The sequence below is a fragment of the Hyphomicrobium sp. CS1GBMeth3 genome (genome assembly GCF_900117455.1).
Taxonomy (GTDB): domain Bacteria; phylum Pseudomonadota; class Alphaproteobacteria; order Rhizobiales; family Hyphomicrobiaceae; genus Hyphomicrobium_C.
Window position 1 is genome coordinate 385,425 of record NZ_FPHO01000002.1, and the last position, 22,759, is coordinate 408,183.

Annotated in this window: 17 protein-coding genes; 8 read left to right on the top strand and 9 right to left on the bottom strand. The window is 64.0% G+C overall.

The features are described from left to right. Positions 1 to 159: 159 nt before the first annotated feature. On the bottom strand, positions 160 to 912 hold the full coding sequence (locus tag CS1GBM3_RS01905; RefSeq protein ID WP_244534522.1) for a GntR family transcriptional regulator: 753 nt from the start codon (positions 910 to 912) through the stop codon (positions 160 to 162). Between the two features lie 273 nt (positions 913 to 1,185). Here CS1GBM3_RS01905 and CS1GBM3_RS01910 point away from each other — a divergent pair, with 273 nt between their 5' ends. The 5 genes from CS1GBM3_RS01910 (at position 1,186) to CS1GBM3_RS01930 (ending at position 6,763) form a co-directional block, all read left to right on the top strand. Further along, a complete protein-coding gene (locus CS1GBM3_RS01910) occupies positions 1,186 to 2,241 on the top strand; it encodes a polyamine ABC transporter substrate-binding protein (RefSeq protein WP_244534575.1) in 1,056 nt (351 codons plus the stop codon). 97 nt (positions 2,242 to 2,338) lie between these two features. Next, entirely contained in the window at positions 2,339 to 3,544 is a 1,206-nt protein-coding gene (locus tag CS1GBM3_RS01915; RefSeq protein ID WP_083566956.1) for an ABC transporter ATP-binding protein, read from the top strand. Between the two features lie 15 nt (positions 3,545 to 3,559). Next, positions 3,560 to 4,447, top strand: a complete 888-nt coding sequence (locus tag CS1GBM3_RS01920) for an ABC transporter permease subunit (protein WP_072390649.1) — start codon at positions 3,560 to 3,562, stop codon at positions 4,445 to 4,447. After that, positions 4,447 to 5,268 carry an ABC transporter permease gene (locus CS1GBM3_RS01925; RefSeq protein ID WP_072390652.1) on the top strand — a complete coding sequence of 274 codons (822 nt, stop codon included), beginning with the start codon at positions 4,447 to 4,449 and terminating at the stop codon, positions 5,266 to 5,268. Before CS1GBM3_RS01920 ends, CS1GBM3_RS01925 begins: the two co-directional genes overlap by 1 nt. A gap of 220 nt (positions 5,269 to 5,488) precedes the next feature. Then, entirely contained in the window at positions 5,489 to 6,763 is a 1,275-nt protein-coding gene (locus CS1GBM3_RS01930; RefSeq protein WP_072390654.1) for an NAD(P)/FAD-dependent oxidoreductase, read from the top strand. A 113-nt stretch (positions 6,764 to 6,876) separates the two neighbouring features. Here CS1GBM3_RS01930 and CS1GBM3_RS01935 read toward each other — a convergent pair whose 3' ends face one another. After that, positions 6,877 to 8,271: a methyl-accepting chemotaxis protein gene (locus CS1GBM3_RS01935; protein WP_244534576.1), complete on the bottom strand. Its 1,395-nt coding sequence runs from the start codon at positions 8,269 to 8,271 to the stop codon at positions 6,877 to 6,879. Between the two features lie 234 nt (positions 8,272 to 8,505). After that, positions 8,506 to 9,570, bottom strand: coding sequence for an alpha/beta hydrolase (locus CS1GBM3_RS01940; protein WP_072393474.1), 1,065 nt, complete (start codon positions 9,568 to 9,570; stop codon positions 8,506 to 8,508). 260 nt (positions 9,571 to 9,830) lie between these two features. On the opposite strand from CS1GBM3_RS01940, the gene CS1GBM3_RS01945 reads away from it, so the two are divergent. From CS1GBM3_RS01945 to CS1GBM3_RS01955, 3 genes are all read left to right on the top strand, one after another. Continuing rightward, a complete protein-coding gene (locus tag CS1GBM3_RS01945) occupies positions 9,831 to 11,183 on the top strand; it encodes an APC family permease (protein ID WP_072390659.1) in 1,353 nt (450 codons plus the stop codon). A gap of 33 nt (positions 11,184 to 11,216) precedes the next feature. After that, positions 11,217 to 12,326, top strand: coding sequence for a hypothetical protein (locus tag CS1GBM3_RS01950; RefSeq protein ID WP_139247731.1), 1,110 nt, complete (start codon positions 11,217 to 11,219; stop codon positions 12,324 to 12,326). Positions 12,327 to 12,424: 98 nt separating this feature from the next. Next, positions 12,425 to 14,344, top strand: coding sequence for a lipase family protein (locus tag CS1GBM3_RS01955; RefSeq protein ID WP_072390665.1), 1,920 nt, complete (start codon positions 12,425 to 12,427; stop codon positions 14,342 to 14,344). 20 nt (positions 14,345 to 14,364) lie between these two features. On the opposite strand, the gene CS1GBM3_RS01960 is transcribed toward CS1GBM3_RS01955, so the two are convergent. From CS1GBM3_RS01960 to speB, 6 genes are all read right to left on the bottom strand, one after another. Continuing rightward, positions 14,365 to 16,035, bottom strand: a complete 1,671-nt coding sequence (locus tag CS1GBM3_RS01960; RefSeq protein ID WP_083566957.1) for a peptide chain release factor 3 — start codon at positions 16,033 to 16,035, stop codon at positions 14,365 to 14,367. Between the two features lie 331 nt (positions 16,036 to 16,366). Then, the gene (recQ, locus tag CS1GBM3_RS01965; RefSeq protein ID WP_072390668.1) at positions 16,367 to 18,559 is read right to left on the bottom strand and encodes a DNA helicase RecQ; all 2,193 of its coding nucleotides are present in this window, start codon (positions 18,557 to 18,559) and stop codon (positions 16,367 to 16,369) included. Positions 18,560 to 19,014: 455 nt separating this feature from the next. Next, positions 19,015 to 19,614, bottom strand: coding sequence for an NAD(P)H:quinone oxidoreductase (gene wrbA / locus CS1GBM3_RS01970; RefSeq protein WP_072390671.1), 600 nt, complete (start codon positions 19,612 to 19,614; stop codon positions 19,015 to 19,017). 84 nt (positions 19,615 to 19,698) lie between these two features. Further along, positions 19,699 to 20,400 (bottom strand): pirin family protein, encoded by a 702-nt coding sequence (locus tag CS1GBM3_RS01975; RefSeq protein ID WP_072390673.1) that lies wholly within the window; start codon positions 20,398 to 20,400, stop codon positions 19,699 to 19,701. Positions 20,401 to 20,530: 130 nt separating this feature from the next. Beyond that, a complete protein-coding gene (locus CS1GBM3_RS01980; protein ID WP_072390676.1) occupies positions 20,531 to 21,622 on the bottom strand; it encodes an alkene reductase in 1,092 nt (363 codons plus the stop codon). Positions 21,623 to 21,745: 123 nt separating this feature from the next. After that, a complete protein-coding gene (speB, locus tag CS1GBM3_RS01985) occupies positions 21,746 to 22,726 on the bottom strand; it encodes an agmatinase (protein ID WP_139247732.1) in 981 nt (326 codons plus the stop codon). Positions 22,727 to 22,759: the final 33 nt, after the last annotated feature.

Below are 22,759 nucleotides of genomic sequence, written 5' to 3' on the forward strand. Positions count from 1 at the left end.
CCCGGCGCACGCCGCCGCCCGGTGCGCATCACGTTCCCGATTGCGTCTCCGGGGGCGGCTCAAGTTTGCTGATAATGTGATCACAAAAGCCGCCAAAACTCAAGGGTCGCCCATTTCCGGTATTTCCCGGTTAAAAAGGTTGCCTTGGTTTTCAAATCCTTACTGAGAGCGCTTCAATACGATTTCTCCGATGAACGTCATGCCCTGGCTCACGTCGGCGGCGATGGCGGAGCGCAGCGCTTTGCGATCGCGCCGCTCGAGGGCGGCGATTGCGGCCTGATGCTGGTCCTCGAGATCGGAGGTGCCCCAGCGGTTGTAGGCCATGCGCATGAAGGGCCCGAACTGCAGCCAGATGCTCTCGACGAGGGCCAGCAGCGTGTCGGCGTGGGCGTGTTTGTAGATGGCAAAGTGAAAGCGAAAGTTGTTCTCCATGTAGCCGTGCACATCACCTGCGGCCATGGCGCGATCGACGGCCTTGTCGTGCGTGATGATGCGGCGCAGCTCGGCGGGGCCGATGTGATCCATGGCACGGGCGGCGAGTTCCGGTTCGAGTGCTTTTCGCGCAAAAACAATCTGTTCGAAGGCCTCGCTCGTCATCGGCGGTACTAGGACGCGGCGATTGTCCTGCATCTTCAAGGCGCGCTCGGCAATGAGGCGGCGCACTGCCTCACGAATAGGCATCGGGCTCACGCCCAGGTCCTCGGCGAGGCCGCGCAGCGTCACGGCGCTGCCCGGCAGGAAGCCACCGAAGAGGATGCGATCGCGAAGTCCGCGATAGACGCTTTCGTGCGTCGTGACAGCGATTTGACTGCGGTCGGCCGATGTCGGGCGGTGCGCGGGACTGAGACGTGCGGGGGTGACGCTTTCGATGTCTCGTTCGCGACGGCGGCTGCGCCCGGATCTCTCCGCCAAAGTCCGCTCTCCTGCCTTATCGTTGCGCATTGCACAAATCCGATCACTCCGAATTCTGCACGAAAGCGTGACTGCCTCCGTGTCGATCTCGTGCGCCAACCTCAACGAAAGACTTGTAGCGCGCGAATAATGTGATCACAATGGGCACGTCGGGCCGGCGGCGGAAATCGGTGCTGCAGGGTCTTGGACCGTTCGAATTTCATAGCTCCCGTGGGAGAGAGTCGCATGATCAAGATTTCCAGCGCCCGTGCTTACGTTGCAGGCTCGGTTGCCATGATGTCGTTGTTCGTTGCCGGGGCGGCGACTGCGAAAGAGGTTCGCATCTATAACTGGTCGGACTACATCGACGAGGAGGTGCTGAAAGAATTCGAGAAAGAGACCGGCATCAAGCCGATCTACGACGTGTTCGACAGCAACGAGCTGCTCGAGACGAAGCTCCTCGCGGGGGGTAGCGGCTACGATCTTGTTGTTCCGACCGGGCCTTTCCTTTCGCGGCAGATCACGGCCGGCGTGTTTCAGAAGCTCGACAAGTCGAAACTTCCGAACCTCAAAAACGTATGGCCGCTGATCGCCGAGCGCACAGCGCTCTACGATCCTGGCAACGAGTACTCGATCAACTACATGTGGGGTACGACGGGCATAGGATACAACGAAGCCAAGATCCAGGAACGCATGCCGGATGCGCCCGTCGATTCCTGGGATCTGATCTTCAAGCCGGAGATCGTCTCCAAGTTCAAGGACTGCGGCATCTATCTCCTGGATGCCCCGGACGATATCATCCCTGTGGCGTTGCTCTATCTTGGCCTCGATCCCAACAGCAAGGATGCGGGTGACCTGCAGAAAGCCGGCGCGCTGCTCGAGTCTATTCGGCCCAACATCCAGAAATTCCATTCCTCGGAATTCATCAACGCTCTGGCCAATGGCGACATCTGCATCGCTGTTGGCTATTCGGGCGACATCCTGCAGGCGCGCGATCGCGCGGAGGAGGCCAAGAACAACGTCACCATCGGTTACAAGATTCCGAAGGAAGGCGCGCAGATGTGGTTCGATCAATTGGCCATCCCGGCGGACGCGAAGAACATCGAGGAGGCACACGCGTTCCTCAACTACATCCTGAAGCCGGAGGCGATCGCCAAGGCGTCGAACTATGTGAATTACGCGAACGGCAATATCGCCTCGCTGGAGTTCATCGACGAGGAGGTGAAGTCCGACGCCTCTATCTTCCCCGACGAGGAGACGCTCAAGCGGCTCTTCGTCAAGGATCCCTATGACGCCAAGACGCAACGGACCGTGACCAGGATCTGGACCAAGGTGGTGACCGGCCAATAGAGAAACCTACGCCGCGCCCGGGAGGCTCCCGGGCGCGGTTTTCGTTCAGGCCGCGGCGGCGATCCCGAGTTCGCCGCGAAACGCGAGGAATTTCATCATGAGTGGGGCCGCCGTGCAGACCTCGTCGCTAGCCACAGTCACCGGGACCGGCCAGATACCGACAGGCCGTACGCCCGCGCCGCAGTCCGGTTTCGCGCCATGGAAAGATCCGTCGAAACGGCCGATCGTGCGCTTCGAGAACGTCGTCAAGAGGTTCGGCGATTTCGTCGCCGTCAAGGATTGCACGCTCGACATCTACGAGCGCGAGTTCTTCGCGCTGCTCGGACCGTCGGGCTGCGGGAAGACCACGCTCCTGCGCATGCTGGCAGGCTTCGAGAAGCCGACCAGCGGGCGCATTCTCGTTGGCGGGGAGGACATCACGGAGCTTGCGCCCTACGAGCGGCCGGTCAACATGATGTTTCAGTCCTACGCGTTGTTTCCGCACATGACCGTCGAGCAGAACATCGGCTTCGGCCTGAAGCAGGAGGGCATGCCGAAGGATCAGATCGCGACGCGTGTCGAGGAAGCGATGACGATGCTGGAGCTCTCCGGCTTCGGCAAGCGCAAGCCGCATCAGCTCTCGGGCGGTCAGCAGCAGCGCGTGGCGCTGGCGCGTGCGATCGCCAAGAAGCCGCGCATCGTGTTGCTCGACGAACCGCTCGGCGCGCTCGACAAGCGCCTCAGGCAGACGGCGCAGTTCGAGCTCATGGGCATCCAGGAGCGCACCGGCACGACCTTCATTATCGTCACGCATGACCAGGAGGAGGCGATGACCGTCTCCTCGCGCATCGCGGTCATGGATCACGGCGAGTTCGTGCAAATTGCGACGCCCGGAGACATCTACGAAGCGCCCAACTCGCGCTACGTGGCGAACTTCATCGGTGACGTGAACCTGCTGCAGGGCAAGGTCGTTAGCGTGTCCGGCGGCTTTGCGGAGCTGGATTGGGGGCCGGGCTTGGCTCGCTTCAAGGCCATCGCGCCGGAGGGATGCGTCGGGGATCAAACGGTCTGGCTGACGCTGAGGCCCGAGAAAATTCATATCTCTCTCGAGAAGCCATCGGACGCCAGCAACGCGGTGCCGGGCAAGGTTGTCGACGTCGGCTATCTCGGCTCGATCTCGCACTACCACGTGGAACTCGAGAACGGCCAACGGGTGAAGGCCTTGCGCACCAACTCGTCGCGCCTCGTGGATCATCCCATCAGCTGGGAGGACAAGGTGTGGCTCGAGTGGCCACCGGAGACCGGGATCGTCGTCACCCGCTAGGCTCGGAGATTTCACATGCGCCGCTGGCTTTTGATCTCGGTGCCCTACCTGTGGCTCCTGGTTTTTTTCCTTGTCCCGTTCTTCATCGTTTTCAAGATCTCGCTGTCGGACATTGCGACGGCGATCCCGCCCTATACGCCGACGCTGGATCTCTCGCAGGGGTTCGCCGGGATCGTCGATTTCGTGTCCCAGCTCGACCTTGAGAACTACGTCTTCATCATGCAGGACTCCCTGTACGTGAACGCGTATTTCTCGGCGCTCAAGATCGCGGCGATCTCGACGTTCATCACGCTGCTGGTGGCTTACCCGATTGCCTACGGCATGGCGCGCGCGCCCAAGGAGTGGCAGCCGACGCTGGTCATGCTCGTGATCCTGCCCTTCTGGACCTCGTTCCTGATCCGCGTCTATGCCTGGATCGGCATCCTGAAGAAGGAAGGGCTGCTCAACATGTTCCTGATGAACATCGGTGTCATCAGCGAGCCGCTGACGATCATGAACACACCGACGGCGGTCTATATCGGCATCGTTTATTCGTATCTGCCCTTCATGATCCTGCCGCTCTATGCGAGCCTCGAGAAGATCAATCCCTCGCTGATCGAAGCGGCCGCCGATCTCGGCTCGCCGCCGTGGAAGTCGTTCTGGCAGGTGACGTTCCCGCTGTCGCTACCGGGCGTGGTGGCGGGTTGCTTCCTCGTATTCATCCCGGCTACCGGCGAGTTCGTTATTCCGGATCTTCTCGGCGGCTCGGATACGCTGATGATCGGCAAGACGCTGTGGACCGAGTTCTTCAACAATCGTGACTGGCCGGTGTCGTCGGCGGTGGCGGTGGTGCTGCTCTTGGTGCTCGTCGTTCCGATCGTGCTGTTCCAGCGCAGTCAGCAAAAATTGCGGGAGGCCGGGTGATGAGACGCTTCAGCTGGTTCAACGCTACCTCGATCGCACTCGGGTTCGCGTTTCTCTACATCCCGATCCTGCTGCTCGTGATCTACAGCTTCAACGAGTCGAAGCTGGTGACGGTGTGGGGTGGCTGGTCTACGAAGTGGTACGGAAGCCTGCTGCGGAATGAGAGCATCCTCAATGCAGCGTGGGTCACGTTGCGCGTCGCGATCGTTTCGTCGACGCTTGCGGTGGTGCTCGGTACGCTGGCGGCCATCGTGTTGGTGCGCATGGGACGCTTTCCCGGGCGCACGCTATTCTCGGGTATGATCTTCGCGCCGCTCGTCATGCCGGAGGTGATCACGGGTCTGTCGCTGTTGCTCCTATTCGTGGCCATCAACATCGATCGTGGTTTCTGGACTGTCGTCATCGCCCACGCGACCTTCTCGATGTGCTTTGCAGCCGTGGTCGTACAGGCGCGCCTCTACGATTTCGACAAGTCGGTGGAGGAAGCGGCCATGGACCTCGGCGCCACGCCGGTGCAGACGTTTCTGCAGGTGACGCTGCCGATCATCGCGCCGTCCGTCATCTCGGCGTGGCTGTTGGCCTTCACGCTATCGCTTGATGACCTTGTGATCGCGAGCTTCGCGACGGGGCCCGGCGCCACGACGCTGCCGATGAAGATCTACAGCCAGGTTCGCTTGGGCGTAACGCCCGAGATCAACGCCGTGTCGACGATCATGATCGGGCTGGTGACGATCGGCGTGCTGGTGGCGTCCTATACGACGAAGCGCGCGAGTCAGCGGCAGGCGCGTGAGCTTGCGGCCGTGGACGCGGGCGCCAAGTAGGGGGCGGATGTTGCTAACTGTGAGACACCGCAGTCCCTCACGCGTCTTCCTTGCGTCCGCTCGGAAGCCCACCTCTCCCCGACGGGGAGAGGTAAAGCAGGGCCAGGGGAAAACAGAGGCTGGCGCTTCCGTGTCAGCCAGAGTGCTACATCTGGTCCGGGTTCACGATGCGGCGCTTTCCCGCTCGCAACCGGGCCGCACACGTCTTAGATAAACGCGCATGTCGGCGACACACATCAATTCCTATTACGCGGCCACGGCCAACGACGATACGCGCTATCCGGCGCTTCGAGGCACGATCACGGCGGACGTCTGCATCGTCGGCGGCGGCTTCTCCGGCATCGCGACGGCGTTGTCGCTGGCCGAGCGCGGCTACAAGGTGGTCGTGCTCGAAGCGCAGCGCGTGGGATGGGGCGCGTCGGGGCGCAACGGCGGGCAGATGATCGCCGGCATCAGCGGCGAGCACCGCGTGGAGAAGCAGCTCGGCGAGGCGGGGCGCAAGCTTTTGAGCGACATCCGCTACCTCGGCAACGACATCATCGAGGATCGCGTCTCACGCCATCAGATCCGTTGCGATCTGAAGCGGGGCTGGATGGAGGTTGCGGCGCGGCCGCGCCACATGGAGGCGATGCGTGCCTACGTAGAGGAGCGGCGCGCGGCGGGCGATGGCGATGGGCTCGAGCTGGTCGAGCCGGGCGACATGCGGGGCGTGATCGGTTCCGAGCTTTATCACGGCGCGATGGTGGATCGTCGCAGCGGGCATCTGCATCCGCTCAACCTTTGCCTTGGAGAGGCGCGGGCCGCGGCGGCGCTTGGCGTTGAGATCTTCGAGGAAAGCCCGGTCACGGAGGTCGTCGGAGGATCGAAGCCCTACGCGGTGACGGCCAACGGGCGTGTCGATGCGGCGTCCATCGTGCTGGCCGGTATCATGGATCCGTCTTTCCAGACCGGACCGTTGCACGGGCTCCTGTTCCCGACGGGCAGCTATATCGTGGCGACGGAGCCGCTTCCGGAGAGCATCGTCTCCAAGATCAATCCGCAGGATCTTGCGGTCGCCGACAGCAACGTCGTGCTCGACTACTTCCGGCTCTCGGCCGACAAGCGGCTCTTGTTCGGCGGGCGCTGCAACTATTCGAACCGCGATCCGCGCGACATCCGTGCGACGTTGCGGCCGCGCATGGTCGAGGTGTTTCCGCAGCTCGCGGATGTGACGCTCGATTATGCCTGGGGCGGCAAGATCGACATCGTGCTGACGCGCGTTCCCGCCATCGGGAGGCGAGAGCCGAACGTCTATTACATGCAGGGCTACTGCGGGCACGGTGTGAATACCACGCACATCGCGGGGCAGATCGTGGCGGAGGCCATCTCGGGCACGATGGAGAAGCTCGACCTGTTCGAGAAGATTCGCCACATCCGCCTACCGGTCGGGCAGTTCCTCGGCAATCAATTGCTGGCACTGGGGATGCTCTACTATCGGCTCAAGGATCTCGTGTAAGGGCTCTTGCCGGGTGCTTTCATGAGCTTGCCTTCGCGCATGCGCACAAACGATCAGGGCGGATGCCGTGTGGCACCCGCCCTGATCGTTTGGGAGAACTCTATGAACCTGCGTTACGCCGCCGCAGCGATATTAGCGCGCTCGAGCAGCTTGCCGACGGCCTCGTGGATCTTGGCGATGGCCTCGTCGCAAGCGATGTAAGCCGGCGTCGCGGCGCCCCAGTTCTGGTTGCGAACCTCGTCGACCATCTTCGCGGCTTGCGTCTGGGCGGCGGAAAGCGCCGATGAGAGGTCTGCTGCAAACATGGAGGCGCCGGAGGTCGTGCGTGATATCTCCTCGGCCTCGGCCATGACCCCCGCCTGGGGAAGCTGCGGCGCTGTCGCGGGCGCCGGCGTTGCGCCGAGCAGGATCTGTGCGAGCTGGCGCTTCCAGAACAGGGCTTCGGCGCCGACCCGCATGAGGGCCTGACAGCGCACCGGAAGCTCGGCGCTGTCGAAGGCCTTGCGCAGGATGCCCTCGCAATCCTCGAGGCGCTTGCCGATCTTCTGCACCTCGTCCTTGCTCTTGGTGGCTTTCTCCGAGATGCGTACGACGTTATGGGTGATCTCGGATGTGGCTGCACGCTGCTGCTCGAGCACGTCCGAGAGACTGCGGATGCGCTCGGCGACTTCGGCTACTTCGTCGCCCATGCTTTCGATGATGGTGCCGACCTGGGTCACGACCGAGCTACCGGACGAGACCGACTTGAGGCTGTCGGTCACGGCCGCGCGGATCTCGCGCATTTCACGGGTGAGGGCCTCGACGCGGGAGCGAATCTCTTGTGTGGCCTTGCCCGTCTCGACCGACAGCGTCTTCACCTCGGCGGCGACGACGGCAAAGCCGCGGCCGGCCTCACCTGCTCGGGCGGCCTCGATGGTGGCGTTGAGGGCGAGGAGGTTGGTCTGGCGGGCGATGGAGTCGATCGAGGTCGCCATCTCGCCGATCTGGTCGACGGCGGCCTGGAGCACGGAGACCTGATCGCCGATCTTGCTCGACTGGTTCTGGATATTGCTCATGGCATCGACGGCGGCGCGGGCATCGTTGATGCAGCTGCGCATGGTATCGCGCGCATTCTCTGTCTGGTTCGCGCTCTGGGCGGAAACGGTCGACAGCTCGGCAATGGAAGCTGCCATTTCCTCGACGGCGCTCGATATCGATACGGTCGACTGTGCAACCTCGCTGAAATCATGGGACAGCCAGCCGATATTGACGGCGGCTTCGCAGGCTTCCTTGCCGAGGTCGCCGGCCAGCCTGAGTTGGTTGGTGTAGGCCGTCTGCACCAATGCGACGAGCCGGGACAGGGCTTCGGAGATCGGGCCGTCGACAACGACGTTCGCGTGCAGCCTGTCGCGGATCAATTCCTCAATGGCCGCAACAAGGTCCTGCGAGGTGGTACCGGTCGGGATGGTGGCTTGAGAGTCGACGGAGGTCTTGGAATCGCCGGTCTTGGTATCGCCGGGGCGGCGCATGGCAAACACTGTGGTCTCTCCTTGTGGCGAAGGTCCTATCCCTGGGTTCCGGATCGCAATGTTCTCTCTTTGCACCGAGGTCTGCGCCCCGCTTGTGCGTCGCCATGCAAACGATCCAGCGAACACCGTGTGGTACGATTAATGGACAGCCGTTAAAGGCCGCTTAAAGTAATCCCTGTTGGGAGGGACTTTGACCGTCGGCGAACGGCAGAGTGTCCGACCGGCAACTGGTCGCTAGCGGCGGTACGCGGGAAGGCGGCGCAGGAGATCCTCGATCGGGTTGTCGACCCAGGCCTCCGTGACGAAGCTGCGATGGGTGACGTTCTCTCCGCCCGCGAGCAGCGCGATATCGCCCTGGTGCAGGGGGTGGTCCAGCTCGGTTTTGTAGTCGATGGCGCGCGCGGAGAGGATGTCGGCTAGCTCGGCATTCTTCTGTAGCGTGGAGCCGAGGTAGGCGCTGACGAAGAACGCCGAGCGATCACTCTCGATCCAGGAAGCAAACTTGCCGATCTCGCCATAGAGCGCATCGAGCAGAACTACGCCGCGGAGGCGCTTGTTGATGCCGCCCTTCATGGCGGATGACGCAGCTGCCAGATAGCCGCCGCTGTAGGCAACGAAGATCACCGGCGCGGCGGCGAAGGCACGAATCGCACGCGGTCCGCCATGCAACCTGGCGAGTTCCTCGGCGGCCTCGCCCATGAAGCGGCCGAACGCGCCGGGCTGCCAAAACTGACCGGCGCTCGAGTCGGCTGCATCGACTGCGAACTGGGGTGCGATCAGCGCCACGTTGGCGCCGGAGCGCGAGATCTGCTCGACAACGCGTTGGCGGCGCAGCACGTCGCGCTCGAGGGTGGCGCCGTGGCCGTGGAAGAAGACGAGCAAGAGCGACGGTCGGCGGACGTCGAAGCCTTTCGGGATGTGCAGGAGCACGCGATTGTCGCTGTAGGTCTCGTCTTCCCAGTAGAGGCGGCCGAATGGGGTCGTATGGCCGCGCCGCCCGTCCTGTTCGACGTCGAGGAACGGTTTGCCGGACGTGGGAATGGTCCCACGGTAGGGGAAGGGCGCGGTCTGGAACGGGACGAGGGTCGTTCTGGCCTTTGCCAGCGGTGCAGAGCGCGACTGAACCTCGTGCGGCTTGGGCACGGCTTGCGGTTGCATTTCGCGCACGGCCGACGTCTGCGCGTCGCGCATGGCGGGCGTTTTGGAGGCGGCGGATGCGGGCGTCGCGAATGGAAGCGCCAAGCCCGCCGCAACAGCCAAGCCGGCGGCGGCACTTTGCCAGGAGGGTGAAGCCGTCATCGCCATCCGCTGACGCACGCTGTCGATCCAAAACTACGCCAGCCCGCGACCTTACCCCGGTATTGTTTCGCGATGCTTTATTGGGCGTCTGACCGCTCTAGCCGGCAATCGTGTCGAGATCTTGGATCACCGGAGCTCGCGGCCCGCACGTTGGAGGTGCAATTCTGCCACGCGTTGTGCGCATTTCCGTGCTCGGCTTGTTGCGGCTGGTCTGCCCACCTAGGGTGGGCCCGTCCTTTAGGTGGCTTGGTTTTTCCCTGATGGCGTTGTCTTCCTCCTCTGCCTCGCCGGGTTCCGGTTCGGCCGTGCCGGACAGGCGGACCGTTTCCACGACGACCGCCATGGCCATCGCCGTTGCCGACATGATCGGCATCGGCGTGTTCACGAGCCTGGGCTTTCAGGTAGCATCGATTCCGTCGGGGTTTCCGATCTTGATGCTCTGGATCATCGGCGGTTTGGCGGCGCTGGGCGGCGCGCTTTCCTACGCCGAGTTGGCGGTCGCGTTTCCCCGCTCGGGCGGGGAGTACAATTTCCTGTCGCGCATCTATCACCCGGCGCTGGGCTTCATGGCCGGCTGGGTATCGGCCACTGTCGGCTTCGCGGCGCCAGTGGCGCTGGCAGCGATGGCATTCGGCGAGTACTTCGCCGGCATCGTGCCGGGCGCTCCGGCGGTTGCAGTCGGCCTCGCCGTGGCCTGGGGCGTGACGGCGGTGCTGGCCTCGGGCGTAAAGCCTGGCACGACGTTCCAGAACATCTCGACGCTCATCAAGGTGGCGCTGATCCTGGCGTTCGTCGTGGCGGGGTTCAGCGTGGCCGAGCCTCAGCCGATCTCGTTCTTGCCGCAGCCGGGCGACTTGGCGCTTATCGCCAGCGCGCCGTTCGCAGTGAGCCTGGTGTTCGTCATGTACTCCTACTCGGGGTGGAACGCGGCGACCTACATCGCGGGCGAGGTGCGTGAGCCTGAGCGGAGCCTGCCGGTCGCAATGGCGGTGGCGACGATCATCGTCGTCGTGCTCTACGTGGTGCTCAACGCGGTGTTCCTCTACACGACACCGATTTCGGCCATGGTGGGCCAGCTAAACGTGGCGCAGATCGCAGGCGAGCACATCTTCGGGGCCACGGGCGGGCGCATCGTTGCCGGGTTAATCTGCATCGGCCTCGTGTCGGCGATCAGCGCCATGATGTGGATCGGCCCGCGCGTGACGGTGGCTATGGGCGAAGACTTTCCGGTGTTGCGCATTTTCGCGCGTCATTCGCGGACCGGAGTGCCGGTCGCGGCGCTTGGCCTACAAATCTCCGTCGTCACGCTCCTACTCCTGACCCAGAGCTTCGAGGCGGTGCTCGATTTCATCCAATTCAGCCTCACACTTTGCTCATTCCTGGCGGTCGTCGGTGTCATCGTTCTCAGGATTACCCGGCCGGACTTACCACGCCGCTACAAGGTGTGGGCGTATCCGTTGACACCGCTCGTGTTCCTCGTCGTGACGGGGCTCATGATGGGCTACCTGCTTGTCGAGCGGCCGGGGCAATCGCTGGCGAGCCTTGCGCTGATGGCCTCCGGGCTCATTCTGTTTGTTCTTTCTCGACGCGTGCCTCTGCGAGGAGGGGCTTGATGTTCAATGTGCTTTCAAGGGGGTCATCGGATCATGACATGGCGTGTGGCTCTTTTCGCGGCGCTTTTGCTCGCGCTGCCTCAGGTCGTTGCGGCGCAGGACAGGGCAAGCGCCAACGACAACGCGCGCGTGCTCGCGGGGCTCGTGCCGTCGGCCGGCTCCGCGCTCGAGCCGCTGACGAAAGACGCGGCCTGGCAGGCCCACGCGACGTATTTCAATAAGGCGTGGGCCGATCTCGATCATCGACAGCTCAGCAAGATCAAGGCCTGGTCGGCGATGCACGTGCCGCAGCGCAAGCCGGTCGTGTTCTATATGTTCAGCGGGCCGGATTTCCTCTATGCGGATGCTTTCTTCGACGGGGCTGAGATCTATGTCCTCTCGGGGCTCGAGCCGGTGGGCGCGATTCCGGATCTCACGACGCTGCCGCCAAAGGCGCTTCGCAGCGAGTTGAGAGGGCTGCAGAGCTCGCTGAACTCCGTGCTCTCGTTCAGCTTCTTCATTACCAAGAAGATGAAGGAGGATCTCAAGGGTGGCCAGCTTACGGGTACCCTGCCAATCCTCTATACGTTCCTGGCCCGCAGCGGGAAAACCGTGCACGAGACAACGCTCGTCTCGCTCAATGCGGACGGGACCGTGATGCCGCTCGCCGGTCCGATCGAAAAGGGGGCGAGCCCGGGCGTGAAGATCCTGTTCTCGTCCGCGGGTGGCCGCCATCAGACGCTCTATTATTTCAATACGGACCTTTCCAACTGGGGCCTTAAGAGCAGCGGCTTTCTCACGTTCTGCAAAGGGCTCGGGCAAGGCGATAGTTTCGTTAAAAGTGCCTCCTATCTGATGCATTCGGACGGCTTTTCGACGGTCCGCGATTTTCTGATCGAGCATAGCGCGGCGCTGGTACAGGATGACTCCGGGGTGCCGTTGCGCTTTCTCAATGGGGCTGACTGGCGGGTCACGGTTTTCGGACGCTATATGAAACCGATCAGCATCTTTGCGCCCAAGACCTATCAATCCGACATGCGCGATCTCTTCCGGAAGGCCGAGCCGTTGGATTTCGGCATCGGCTACCGTTGGCGGCCGAACGAATCCAATCTGATGCTGGCGGTGAAGACGGTTGGAGCCCGCGCCGAGGCGGTCGCGCCCTAAAGGGGTAGGGGCGGGGCTTTGCCTAGCTTCAGTCTACATTGTACCTTATCGGAGCGTTCCGAAGGTTTCATCATGTTCGTCGCGTAGGGGAGGGTTACGTGGCCACCGTCGTCACTGTTCATGGCACGTTTGCGCATTCGGGTGGAACGGCGGACGCTCTCAACATCGCGGAAGGCGAGCCCCAGTGGTGGCAGCCCGGCAGCGAGTTCGAGGCTGACCTCAAAGCGCTCGTCGCTGGTGCCGACGGCAGTCCCGTCGAGATGATGCCTTTCACCTGGAGCGCGCTCAATAGCGAGATAGATCGGCGCGAGGCCGGTTCGGCGCTGCTCCGCACGTTGCGCGGGCTCGATGCCCGGGGTGAGCCCTATGTGGTCGTCGGACACAGCCACGGCGGGTCGGTGATCGCGTCTGCGCTGATCGAGAGCGTCGCGCACAAGAGGCCGCTCACACACCTCAAGCGTTGGCTCACGATCGGCACGCCGTTCGTGGGCATGCGCAAGGAGCGCTTTCTGTTCACGCGGCTGACGTTGACGCGCAAGGTGATCTTCGTTGCGTCGTTCATGCTGTTCATGATGTTTCTGTTCTATGTCGCGGCGGAAGTTTGGGACGGGGTGCGCCACTTCCGCAGCGAGCGCTTCTGGACGGCTGTATTGTTCTCGGGCACGATGATGTCGCTCCCGATGCTGTGCTCCTATCTGTTCTTCCGCTATCTCGATGGGCGGGAGCTCGTTGGGTATGGGCGAGGAGCGGTTGACCGCGCGCAGCAGCACTACGCCGACAAATGGCTGCCGCTCGTGCACAAGGACGACGAGGCCGTGCAGGGCTTGCGTTATCTGCCCAAGGTGCAGCTCCACTTCTTCGAGAAGGATTTTGCCGCTTCGATGCTGACCAAGGCGTCGATCATTGCGCTTCCGCTGCTGTATTTGTTCGTCGTCACTTCGCCGACCGTCATGCTGACGATCTCCGATTTCCTGCAGAACAAGGTGTACGGCGTGCAGGAGTTCGCGGCAGACGACACCGCTGTGACCCAGGCCCGCGAGGAGTTGCGGAGCCTTAATCAGCGCCTTCGCGAAACACGGCGCAGCGCCGAGCGCGACGGTCTCAACCCGATGGCGGCCGACGATGCGCGCCGGCGTTCTGACGACATCCGCAAAGAGCTGACAGCCAAGCGGAAGCAGCTCGAGCAGGCCTTCCCGCAGTTCGCCGACGCCGAGCGCGCGCAGCGCTTCAAGCGCCGCTTTCTGATGCGCGACCGCAAGCCGTGCGAAGGTGGGCGGCTCTGCGGTGGCGGGTATGATTATGCGCTGAACAGTAAACTCTTGTTCCACGTGGTGACCGACGAGCTCTCGGCGGCTGTCGTCGATGAGGAGCTGATCGGTGGCGTGGCCGGTGGCGTGCTGCGCCTCGTGATTCCGATCGTGCTCGTGCCGTTGGTGTTTGCGCTGATTGCGCTTGGCACGCTTGCGGTGATCCAGTGGATCGCCTCCCATCTCAGCGTGCTGCTCAGCCGAATCCTCAACGCCATCACGCTGTCCGAGGTGAAGCGATCGACGTTCGGCAACGATACGGAAGGGGAGATCGTCGTCGGAGCGGACTATTCACCGTCCTGGCTCGAGCCCGTGACCTGCTTCCTGCCGGCGGAAGTCAGCGATGCGATCACCGACCACAGCAACACGATGGCGTCGCAGTCGCTCGCCAAGTTCCGCAACGCGATCAGCACGCTCGCCTTCTCCGAGGGCGAAGCCGACAAGGGCGGGCTGATCTCAAACTATCTGTCGTGGAAGGAGCTGGTGCACACCTGTTATTTCGACGTACCGTCGTTCCGGCACATCGTCTCGCTTGCCATCAGCCAGGCGGAAGGCTTTGCGCCGAGCACCGCGTTCGTGCACGACGCGAGCTTCACGCGCACGGCGGCGTGGGTTGCCGATCTCGGGCGAAAGGTGGACGAGGGGCTCGCGGCGGACCTTGCCGGCGCAGCGCATCCGCCCGCCGGCCGGCCCGTGGCGTTCCCGGCGTGACGACATTCTCGCTGCTCTGATCAGCCTGTCGGCCGTTCCGAGGTTTTGATCTCGAGGAACTCGATTTCGGGGTTGCGCCCGGCATTGTAGTTCAGCGTGAAGACCGAGGCCGGAAGGTAGACATGGTCGCCATCGAGGTCGGTGGCGATGGATGAGCGGTTGGCTGCGATGAAGCTCTTCAGCGCTGCCGGATCCTTGGAGCGGATCCAGCGCACGACATCGCACGGCGCGGGGTCGAACTCGGTCTTGAGGCCGTACTCGTGCAGCAGCCGGTCAGCCAGCACGTCGAGCTGTAGTGCGCCGATGACGCCGACGATGGGCTGGGTGCCGTCGAGCGGATCGAACACCTGCACCACGCCCTCCTCGGCCATCTCGCGGATGGCGTCCTTCAGCTTGCGCGCCTTGATCGCATCCTCGAGCCGGATGCGCCTCAGGATCTCGGGCGCGAAGCTCGGGATGCCGAGGAACGTGATGTCCTCGCCCTCGGTCAACGCGTCGCCGATCCGGAGCGTGCCGCGGTTCGGGATGCCGACGACGTCGCCGGCAAAAGCTTCCTCGGCGATCGAGCGGTCCTGCGCAAAGAAGAACTGCGGTGCGTTGAGCGCCATGCTCTTGCCGGAGCGCACGTGCTTCACCTTCATGCCGCGCGTGAGCTTGCCCGAGCAGACGCGCATGAAGGCGATGCGGTCGCGGTGGTTCGGATCCATGTTCGCCTGGATCTTGAACACGATGCCGGTCATGGCGGGCTCGGTGGCCTCGATCTCGCGCGTTGCGGCATGCTGAGACAGCGGCGGCGGGGCGAACGTCTTCAGCGCATCGAGCACGTCGCGGACGCCGAAGTTCTTCAGCGCCGAGCCGAAGTAGACCGGCGTCAGGGTGCCGTGGCGGAATTGCTCGAGATCGAAGCGGCCACAGGCTTCGGCGACGAGGTCGATCTCCTCGCGCCAGCGGGCGTGCGCATCCGGCTCCATCAGCTTGGCGAAGAGCGGATCGTCCGGGCCGCTGACGGGCTCACCGTCGAAGTTCTCGTCGAGGCGGCGAACGCGCGGCTGGTAAAGGTCGTAGGTGCCGCGGAAGTCGCGGCCCTGGCCGATGGGCCAGACCATGGGCGCGGTGTCGAGCGCCAGCGTCTTTTCGATCTCGTCGAGGAGGTCGAGCGGCTCGCGGGCTTCGCGGTCGAGCTTGTTGACGAAGGTGACGATCGGGATGTCGCGCAGGCGGCAGATCTCGAACAGCTTGCGCGTGCGCGCTTCGATGCCGCGCGCGGCATCGATGACCATGATCGCGCTGTCGACCGCTGTCAGCGTGCGATAGGTGTCGTCCGAGAAGTCCTCGTGGCCCGGCGTGTCGAGCAGGTTGAAGACGGCGCCGCCGTATTCGAACGTCATCACCGAGGTCGCGACCGAGATGCCGCGCGCCTTTTCGATGGCCATCCAGTCGGAGCGCGTCGCGCGGCCGTCCTTCTTGGCCTTGACCTGTCCGGCGAGCTGAATGGCGCCGCCGAACAGCAGCAGCTTTTCGGTCAGCGTGGTCTTGCCCGCGTCAGGGTGCGAGATGATCGCGAACGTGCGCCGGCGCGCGATCTCCTGGGCGATGATCGCCTGTGGCGCTGTGGCGAGCTTGCGGTCGGCCGGTGTGGATGCGGGCGGGGCGGCAAAAGCCGCCGTCGCCGCCGGGGTGTCGTTGCTCATGATCCTGCTCAGGATGTCGGTTTGCCGGCTCTATAGCATTGATCGGGCGGATGTGAATGGGCCCTCTCGAGGATGGCCGGGTGGCGTGCCGCAGCAAACCGGTGTTCGGGCGCGCGGAGATGCGCTAAACTGCCAATATTGATTGAAAGTTATTTTTTTAAAGTTGTGTTGTTTGGAGGGGGTTATGCGTTTCAAGACCTTGGTCTTGTTGCTTGTTCTTTCAACGGTATCCGGGGCGTCTCCAACAGAACCGCAACCTGCGAACAGCGTTTCCGTGGCGCAGACGCTCGCGGCTGACTGATCGCGGTCGGACCTGTCGCGCACTGGTGGGTCAGGCCAGCTCGGCGAGCACGCACTTCAGGAGGCCGTACTCGAAGCGGCCGTCGAGGGCCGCGTGCGCGGGGCCGAGCTTGCCCGTTTCCAGGGTGCCGAGCTCCTCGAAGACGGCGTGGATCTCGTCGACGTCCGCGGGTTCGAGATCGAGGACTTTGTCCGCGGTGATGACGCCAGCTTCGATGGCCTCGGCGAAATGCGTGTAGACGGTCGAGATGTCGAGGTTGCGCTCGGTCGCGATATCCTGCGGCGCGACACCCGCGAGATGCAGGGCCAGCGTCTGATTAACGGTCGGCGAAAGGCGGTTGTTCAACGCGGGGTTGGGCGCGAAGCGGGCGATCGTCTTCAGGAACGCCTGCCCATAGCGCTTGATCTTGCTCGCGCCGAGCCCGGTGATGCCGTGCAGGCTCGCTTCGTCGGCCGGGCGCTGGGTCGCGAGCTCGGCGAGCGTCTTGTCGTGGCAGATGACGTAGGGCGGCAGGCCGGCTTCGGTGGCGAGGCTCAGGCGCAGCGCGCGAAGCGCATCGTAAAGCGGTCGGTCTGCGGTCTCGATCTTGCTCGCGGCGCCCGATGCGCCCTTCGATTTGTTTTTTTTCTCCCGCGGCGGCGCCAAGCGCAGCATGAAGCGCTCCTCGCTGCGCAGGAGCGGACGCGCCTTCTCCGTCAGATGTAAGGTGCCGAGCCCTTCGTCGTCGGCCGCAAGAAGCCCTTGCGCCGTGAGCTGGCGGAACAGCCCGCGCCAGACGGTCGTGTCGGTGTCGGCGCCGATGCCCCAGACGGACAGCCGGTCGTGTCCGTTGCGGCAGGCGCGCTCGTTGTCCTTGCCGTGCAGCACGTCGGTCAGGTAGCCGACGCCGAAGCGCTCGCCGGTCCGATAGACTGTCGACAACGCCTTCTGGGCGAGCACGGTGCCGTCGACGGTTTTCGGCGGCTCGAGGCAATTGTCGCAGTTGCCGCACGGCTCGGCGCGCTGCTCGCCGAAGTAAGCGAGCAGCAGTTGGCGGCGGCAGGTGACCGCCTCGCAGAGGCCGACGAGCGCGTCGAGCTTCTGGCGCTGCGCGCGCTTGAAAATCTCCGAGCCCTCGCTTTGTGCGATCCACTGCGTCTGCTGCACGATGTCCTGCAGGCCGTAGGCGAGCCAGGCGTTGGCGGGCTCGCCGTCGCGGCCGGCACGTCCGGTCTCCTGATAGTAGGCTTCCATGGAGCGGGGCAGATTGAGGTGGGCGACGAAGCGCACGTCCGGCTTATCGATGCCCATGCCGAAGGCGATGGTCGCGACCATGACGACGCCGTCCTCCTTGAGGAAGCGCTGCTGGGCTTCGCGGCGCACCTCGGCGTCGAGACCGGCGTGGTAGGCAAGCGCCGTACGACCCTTGCGGACGAGCCACGCCGCAGTCTCCTCGACCGACTTGCGCGACAGGCAGTAGACGACGCCGGCGTCGGTCGGGTGCTCGGTGGAGATGAAGTTCCATAGCCGCTCGCGGGCGCTCATGGAGCCCATCTCGGCGATCGTGTAGCGGATGTTCGGGCGGTCGAAGCTGGCGACGAAGCGGTGTGCATTGCCGAGGTGCAGCTCGGTCGCGATCTCCTCGCGCGTGCGGTCGTCGGCGGTGGCGGTCAGCGCGATGCGCGGGATCTTCGGAAAGCGCTCGGCCAGCACCTTGAGCTGGCGGTATTCGGGGCGGAAGTCATGGCCCCACTGCGAGACGCAGTGCGCTTCGTCGATGGCAAAAAGCGCGATCTCCGCGCGCTCGATGAGGCGCAACGTGCGCTCCTGTACGAGGCGCTCGGGTGCGACGTAGAGAAGGTCAAGATCGCCGGTTGCGAGGCGGCGCTCGATCGTCTCCTGCTCACGACGATCCTGCGAGGAGTTCAGGAAGGCGGCGCGTACGCCTGCTTCTTTCAGCGCGTCCACCTGATCCTGCATCAGCGCGATCAAGGGCGAGACGACGAGGCCGGTGCCGCGGCGGACGAGGGCCGGGATCTGGTAGCACAGCGACTTGCCGCCGCCCGTCGGCATGAGAGCGAGAACGTCGCCGCCCGAGATCAGCGTCTCGATGATGTCGGCCTGGTGCGGGCGGAAGTGCGTGTAGCCGAACACCTCCTCGAGCACGTGCTGGGCCTCGGCGAGGCTCGGCGCGGGCGCAAGGGACAACAGATCGGCGGATTTCCGCAAGGCGGCAGGCAGCATTGAGATCCCTCGGCCGGCTTTCGGAGCGGCCGGCACGATGTCTGACGTCAGTTGACGCTACCCCGATTCTCGTGGCGCCGCCTGAGCTTCCGGCCGGCTATCCCCGTATCGGATTGCCCGGCGGCGGCGTAGACTATGTGCGCGTCAGGGGTCCCATTTCACCCCGCCCTCCGTGGCGCCGCTCGCCTGGAGGGGGGCGGCCCCAATATGCTGAATAAGGCCGCAGGACTCCTGGCGTTTTTTCTATGATCCGCCGGCAGATCAAGGTGGTGGCGATTCGCTTCGCGGGTACGAAGATGTCCAGCTAGCGTTGCGCTCCTTCGCGCCGTGACCACTTCGCCGTCCTTTTTCGTGACGTCGCCTCTCAAGCACCGTCTCAAATGGCCACGGGGAGGGGCGTCAAAAAACACGCCGGCGTCACGAGGGACGCCGGCGTGCCCCGGGGGGAGCTGGCCCTAGCGTGCCAGCTTGGCGGCGATCTCGGCGACGTGCTTGCCCTGGAAGCGGGCGCCGGCCAGCTCGTTTTCGCTCGGCTGGCGTGATCCATCGGCGCCCGCGAGCGTTGAGGCGCCGTAAGGCGTGCCGCCGGTGACCTCATCCATCTTGGTCAGGCCCTGGTAGGAATAGGGCAGACCGACAATAACCATTCCGTGGTGGAGGAGCACGGTGTGGGTCGCCGTGATCGTGGTCTCCTGTCCGCCGTGCTGAGAGGCGGTGGAGGTGAAGACGGATCCGACCTTGCCGATCAGCTTGCCGTTGACCCACAGTCCGCCGGTCTGATCGAGGAAGTTCTTCATCTGGGAGGTCATGTTGCCGAAGCGGGTCGGCGTGCCGATGATGATTGCGTCGTAGTCAGCCAACTCGTCGACGGTGGCGATGGGTGCGGGCTGGTTCAGCTTGAAGCCGCTCTTCTCCGCGACCTCCTGCGGCACCAACTCAGGCACGCGCTTGACCTCGGCATGGGCGCCGCCTTCGCGCACGCCATCGGCGACGGCATGGGCCATGCGCTCGATATGGCCATAGCTGGAGTAATAGAGAACGAGAACTTTGGTCATGGTTGGCTTCCCGGTTCGGTTGCAAGTGATCGCGAGAGATGAATGCACCGGGCGGACTGCGCGTTGCAGTCCGCCCGGCTTACGTCAGGTGCCGAGATCGAAGAGGAGGACCTCGGCATTATCGTTCGCGGCGATGCGAACCTCCGCTTCGTCGGTCAGCGCCGCGCCGTCGCCGGCTCCGACCGTGGCCCCGTTCACGGAGACGCTACCGCGCGTTACCTGGACCCAGGCCTTGCGGCGCGGGCGCAGCGAGTGGCTCACGGCATCGCCTTTCTGCAAATCGACGACGAAGAGATCGAGATCCTGGTGGATCGTCACCGCGCCGTCGCGTCCGTCGCGCGCACCGACGAGCGCGAGGCGTCCGCGGCGCTGCTCGTCCGGGAACGACTTCTGCTCGTAGCTCGGCTCGAGGCCGCGTTTCTCGGGCAGAACCCAGATCTGCAGGAAGTGCACAGGGTCCTTCGGCGAAGCGTTGAACTCGCTGTGGGCGATGCCGGTGCCGGCGCTCATGCGCTGCACGTCTCCGGGACGGATCACCGACCCGGTGCCGAGGCTGTCCTTGTGGGCGAGGCCGCCGTCGAGCACGTAGGAGATGATCTCCATGTTGTCGTGCGGATGGGTGCCAAAACCGGCGCCGCCTTCGACGATGTCCTCGTTGATGACGCGCAGTTTGCCGAAGCCCATGTTCTCCGGGTCGTAGTAGTGGCCGAAGGAGAAGGTGTGCTTGCTGTCGAGCCAGCCGAAGTTGCTGGCGCCCCGCTCCTCGCTCTTGCGGATGGTGATCATAGCTCTCTCCTGGTGGCGGCCGAGGCGTTGACACCTCGGCCTGTTGCGTGGGGAGAGATTTGCCATTGGATTGTCCTGGAACCAATATCTGCGGAGGAAATTCATTGGTTCCGATTGCTACGCAATGTCTCTAGGCCGCCTCCTCCAGCGCCGGGTAGTCCGTGTAGCCCTCGGCGCCGCCGCCGTAGAACGTCGCGGGCTGCGGCTCGTTGAGGGGTGCGTTCCGCGCCAGCCGCTCGACGAGATCCGGGTTGGCGATGAAAAGGCGTCCGAACGCGATCAGATCGGCGGCGCCCGTCTCGACGGCCTCGATGGCGTTCTCGCGGTCGTAGATGTTGTTGGCGAGATAGGCGACCTTGACGAGCTTGCGCAGTGTGCGGAGATCCGCACCTGCCGGCAGATCTCGCGAGGCTCCTGTGTCGCCCTCGATCACATGCACATAGCCGAGGCCGGCGTCGTTGGCGCGCGCGATGGCGGCGGAGAAGGTCGTCATCGGGTCACTGTCCGACATGTCGCTGAACTTCGAGAAGGGGCTCAGGCGGACGCCGACGCGGGTGGCGGGGAAGACGGAGGTCAATGCCGCGAGCACCTCCGCCAAGAGGCGCGTGCGGTTCTCGACGCTGCCGCCATACGCATCGGTGCGCTTGTTCGATCCGTCGCGCAGGAACTGGTCAATCAGGTAGCCGTTGGCGCCATGTAGCTCGACGCCGTCGAAGCCGGCAGTCTTGGCGTTCTCGGCGGCCTTGCGATACTCGGCAATGATACGCGGGATCTCCGACGTTTCGAGTGCGCGAGGCGGAGAGGCGTCTGCAAATCCGGTCGGCGTGAAAACCTTCGTCTTGGCTGTAATGGCGGACGGGGCGAGAGGTGCCTGCCCGTTCGGTTGCAGGGAGGTGTGCGAGACACGCCCGACGTGCCAAAGCTGCGCGAAGATGCGTCCGCCCTTGGCGTGGACCGCAGCGGTCACCTTCTTCCAGCCCTCCACTTGCTCGGGGCTGTAGATGCCCGGCGTCTGGATGTAGCCCTTGCCTTCCGGCGAGATCTGCGTGCCCTCGCTGATGATCAGGCCGGCTGAAGCGCGCTGGGCGTAGTATTTCGCGATCAGGTCGTTCGGAACATCGCCGTCGGGATTTGCGCGGTTGCGGGTCAGCGGGGCCATGACGATGCGGTTGGGTAACGTCAGCGTGCCGATGGTGAGCGGCGTGAACAGTTTGCTGGGCATTGAGGTCTGTCTCCTCGTCGTCGGTCGATTTTCGGCCCCTTCCCCTGCGGAAGGCGCAAACACGAATAAAAAGGCTCCTGGGTTTCGCAGGAGCCTTTCCTCGTGCTGTCGTTACCTTACGATTCACGCTGCCGGGCGGATCATCCGCTCGGCGAGAAGGCCGAGATAGTGCTGCAGCACCGCAGCCCCTGCGATCGAGGTGATGTCGGCGTGGTCGTAGGCGGGCGCGACCTCCACGACATCGCCGCCCACGATGTCGAGGCCCCCGAGATTGCGGAGGATGATCAGCGCCTCGCGTGACGAGAGGCCGCCCGCGACCGGTGTGCCCGTGCCGGGCGCGAAGGCGGGATCCAGGCAGTCGATGTCGAACGTCAGGTAACACTTCGCATCGCCGACGCGTTTCTGTATGCGCTCTATCACGCCGTGCACGCCATGCATCGCCACGTCGTTGCCGCTCACGATGTCGATGCCGCATGTTTCCGGTGCGTGCGTGCGGATGCCGACCTGGATCGAGCGATCCGGCCGAATGATCCCTTCACGCACGGCCCGGCCGACGAATGAGCCATGATCGATGCGGCCGCCGTCGTCGGGCCAAGTGTCCTGGTGCGCGTCGAACTGGACGAGCGCCAGCGGCCCGTATTTCTCGGCGTGTGCCTTCAAGAGCGGCCAGGTCACGAAGTGATCGCCGCCGATCGAGAGCAGCTTGGGTCCGTGGCCGATGATCTCACGCGCTTGCGCCGCGATCTGCACCGGAGCGTCGGCGGGGCGGCCGTAATCGAGCGCGCAGTCGCCGTAGTCGACGACAGCCATGTGGGCGAACGGGTCGGCCTGGAACGGATACTGCGGCTCGCCGCCGAGGATCATGGAGGCGCGCCGCACGCCTTGCGGTCCGAAGCGGGCGCCGGGCCGGTTCGAGACGGCGGCGTCGAAGGGGATCCCCCAAATGGCGACGTCGACGCCTGCGAGATTGCGGGTCAGGCGGCGGCGCATGAAGGAGGGGACGCCGCAGAACGTGGGCTCGAGCGAGCCGTTCAAGAGGCTCGTTCCGAAGACGGCCGAGTCGGTTTCGCAGGGCCGCGGGGGATGCTTCAGCATCTCGTTCATGGTTGGAGTCCTTTTTGTTGGTCTCGGCGTTTT

Excerpts from the sequence above, each read along its gene's own strand:
- CS1GBM3_RS01950 (WP_139247731.1), top strand. The coding sequence starts at position 11,217 with ATGACATGGCGTGTGGCTCTTTTCGCGGCGCTTTTGCTCGCGCTGCCT.
- CS1GBM3_RS01935 (WP_244534576.1), bottom strand. The coding sequence starts at position 8,271 with ATGCGCCGCCCCGGCGATACCAAGACCGGCGATTCCAAGACCTCCGTC.
- CS1GBM3_RS01920 (WP_072390649.1), top strand. The coding sequence starts at position 3,560 with ATGCGCCGCTGGCTTTTGATCTCGGTGCCCTACCTGTGGCTCCTGGTT.
- CS1GBM3_RS01940 (WP_072393474.1), bottom strand. The coding sequence starts at position 9,570 with ATGACGGCTTCACCCTCCTGGCAAAGTGCCGCCGCCGGCTTGGCTGTT.
- wrbA (WP_072390671.1), bottom strand. The coding sequence starts at position 19,614 with ATGACCAAAGTTCTCGTTCTCTATTACTCCAGCTATGGCCATATCGAG.
- CS1GBM3_RS01915 (WP_083566956.1), top strand. The coding sequence starts at position 2,339 with ATGAGTGGGGCCGCCGTGCAGACCTCGTCGCTAGCCACAGTCACCGGG.
- recQ (WP_072390668.1), bottom strand. The coding sequence starts at position 18,559 with ATGCTGCCTGCCGCCTTGCGGAAATCCGCCGATCTGTTGTCCCTTGCG.
- CS1GBM3_RS01910 (WP_244534575.1), top strand. The coding sequence starts at position 1,186 with ATGATGTCGTTGTTCGTTGCCGGGGCGGCGACTGCGAAAGAGGTTCGC.
- speB (WP_139247732.1), bottom strand. The coding sequence starts at position 22,726 with ATGAACGAGATGCTGAAGCATCCCCCGCGGCCCTGCGAAACCGACTCG.
- CS1GBM3_RS01945 (WP_072390659.1), top strand. The coding sequence starts at position 9,831 with ATGGCGTTGTCTTCCTCCTCTGCCTCGCCGGGTTCCGGTTCGGCCGTG.
- CS1GBM3_RS01930 (WP_072390654.1), top strand. The coding sequence starts at position 5,489 with ATGTCGGCGACACACATCAATTCCTATTACGCGGCCACGGCCAACGAC.
- CS1GBM3_RS01975 (WP_072390673.1), bottom strand. The coding sequence starts at position 20,400 with ATGATCACCATCCGCAAGAGCGAGGAGCGGGGCGCCAGCAACTTCGGC.
- CS1GBM3_RS01925 (WP_072390652.1), top strand. The coding sequence starts at position 4,447 with ATGAGACGCTTCAGCTGGTTCAACGCTACCTCGATCGCACTCGGGTTC.
- CS1GBM3_RS01960 (WP_083566957.1), bottom strand. The coding sequence starts at position 16,035 with ATGAGCAACGACACCCCGGCGGCGACGGCGGCTTTTGCCGCCCCGCCC.
- CS1GBM3_RS01980 (WP_072390676.1), bottom strand. The coding sequence starts at position 21,622 with ATGCCCAGCAAACTGTTCACGCCGCTCACCATCGGCACGCTGACGTTA.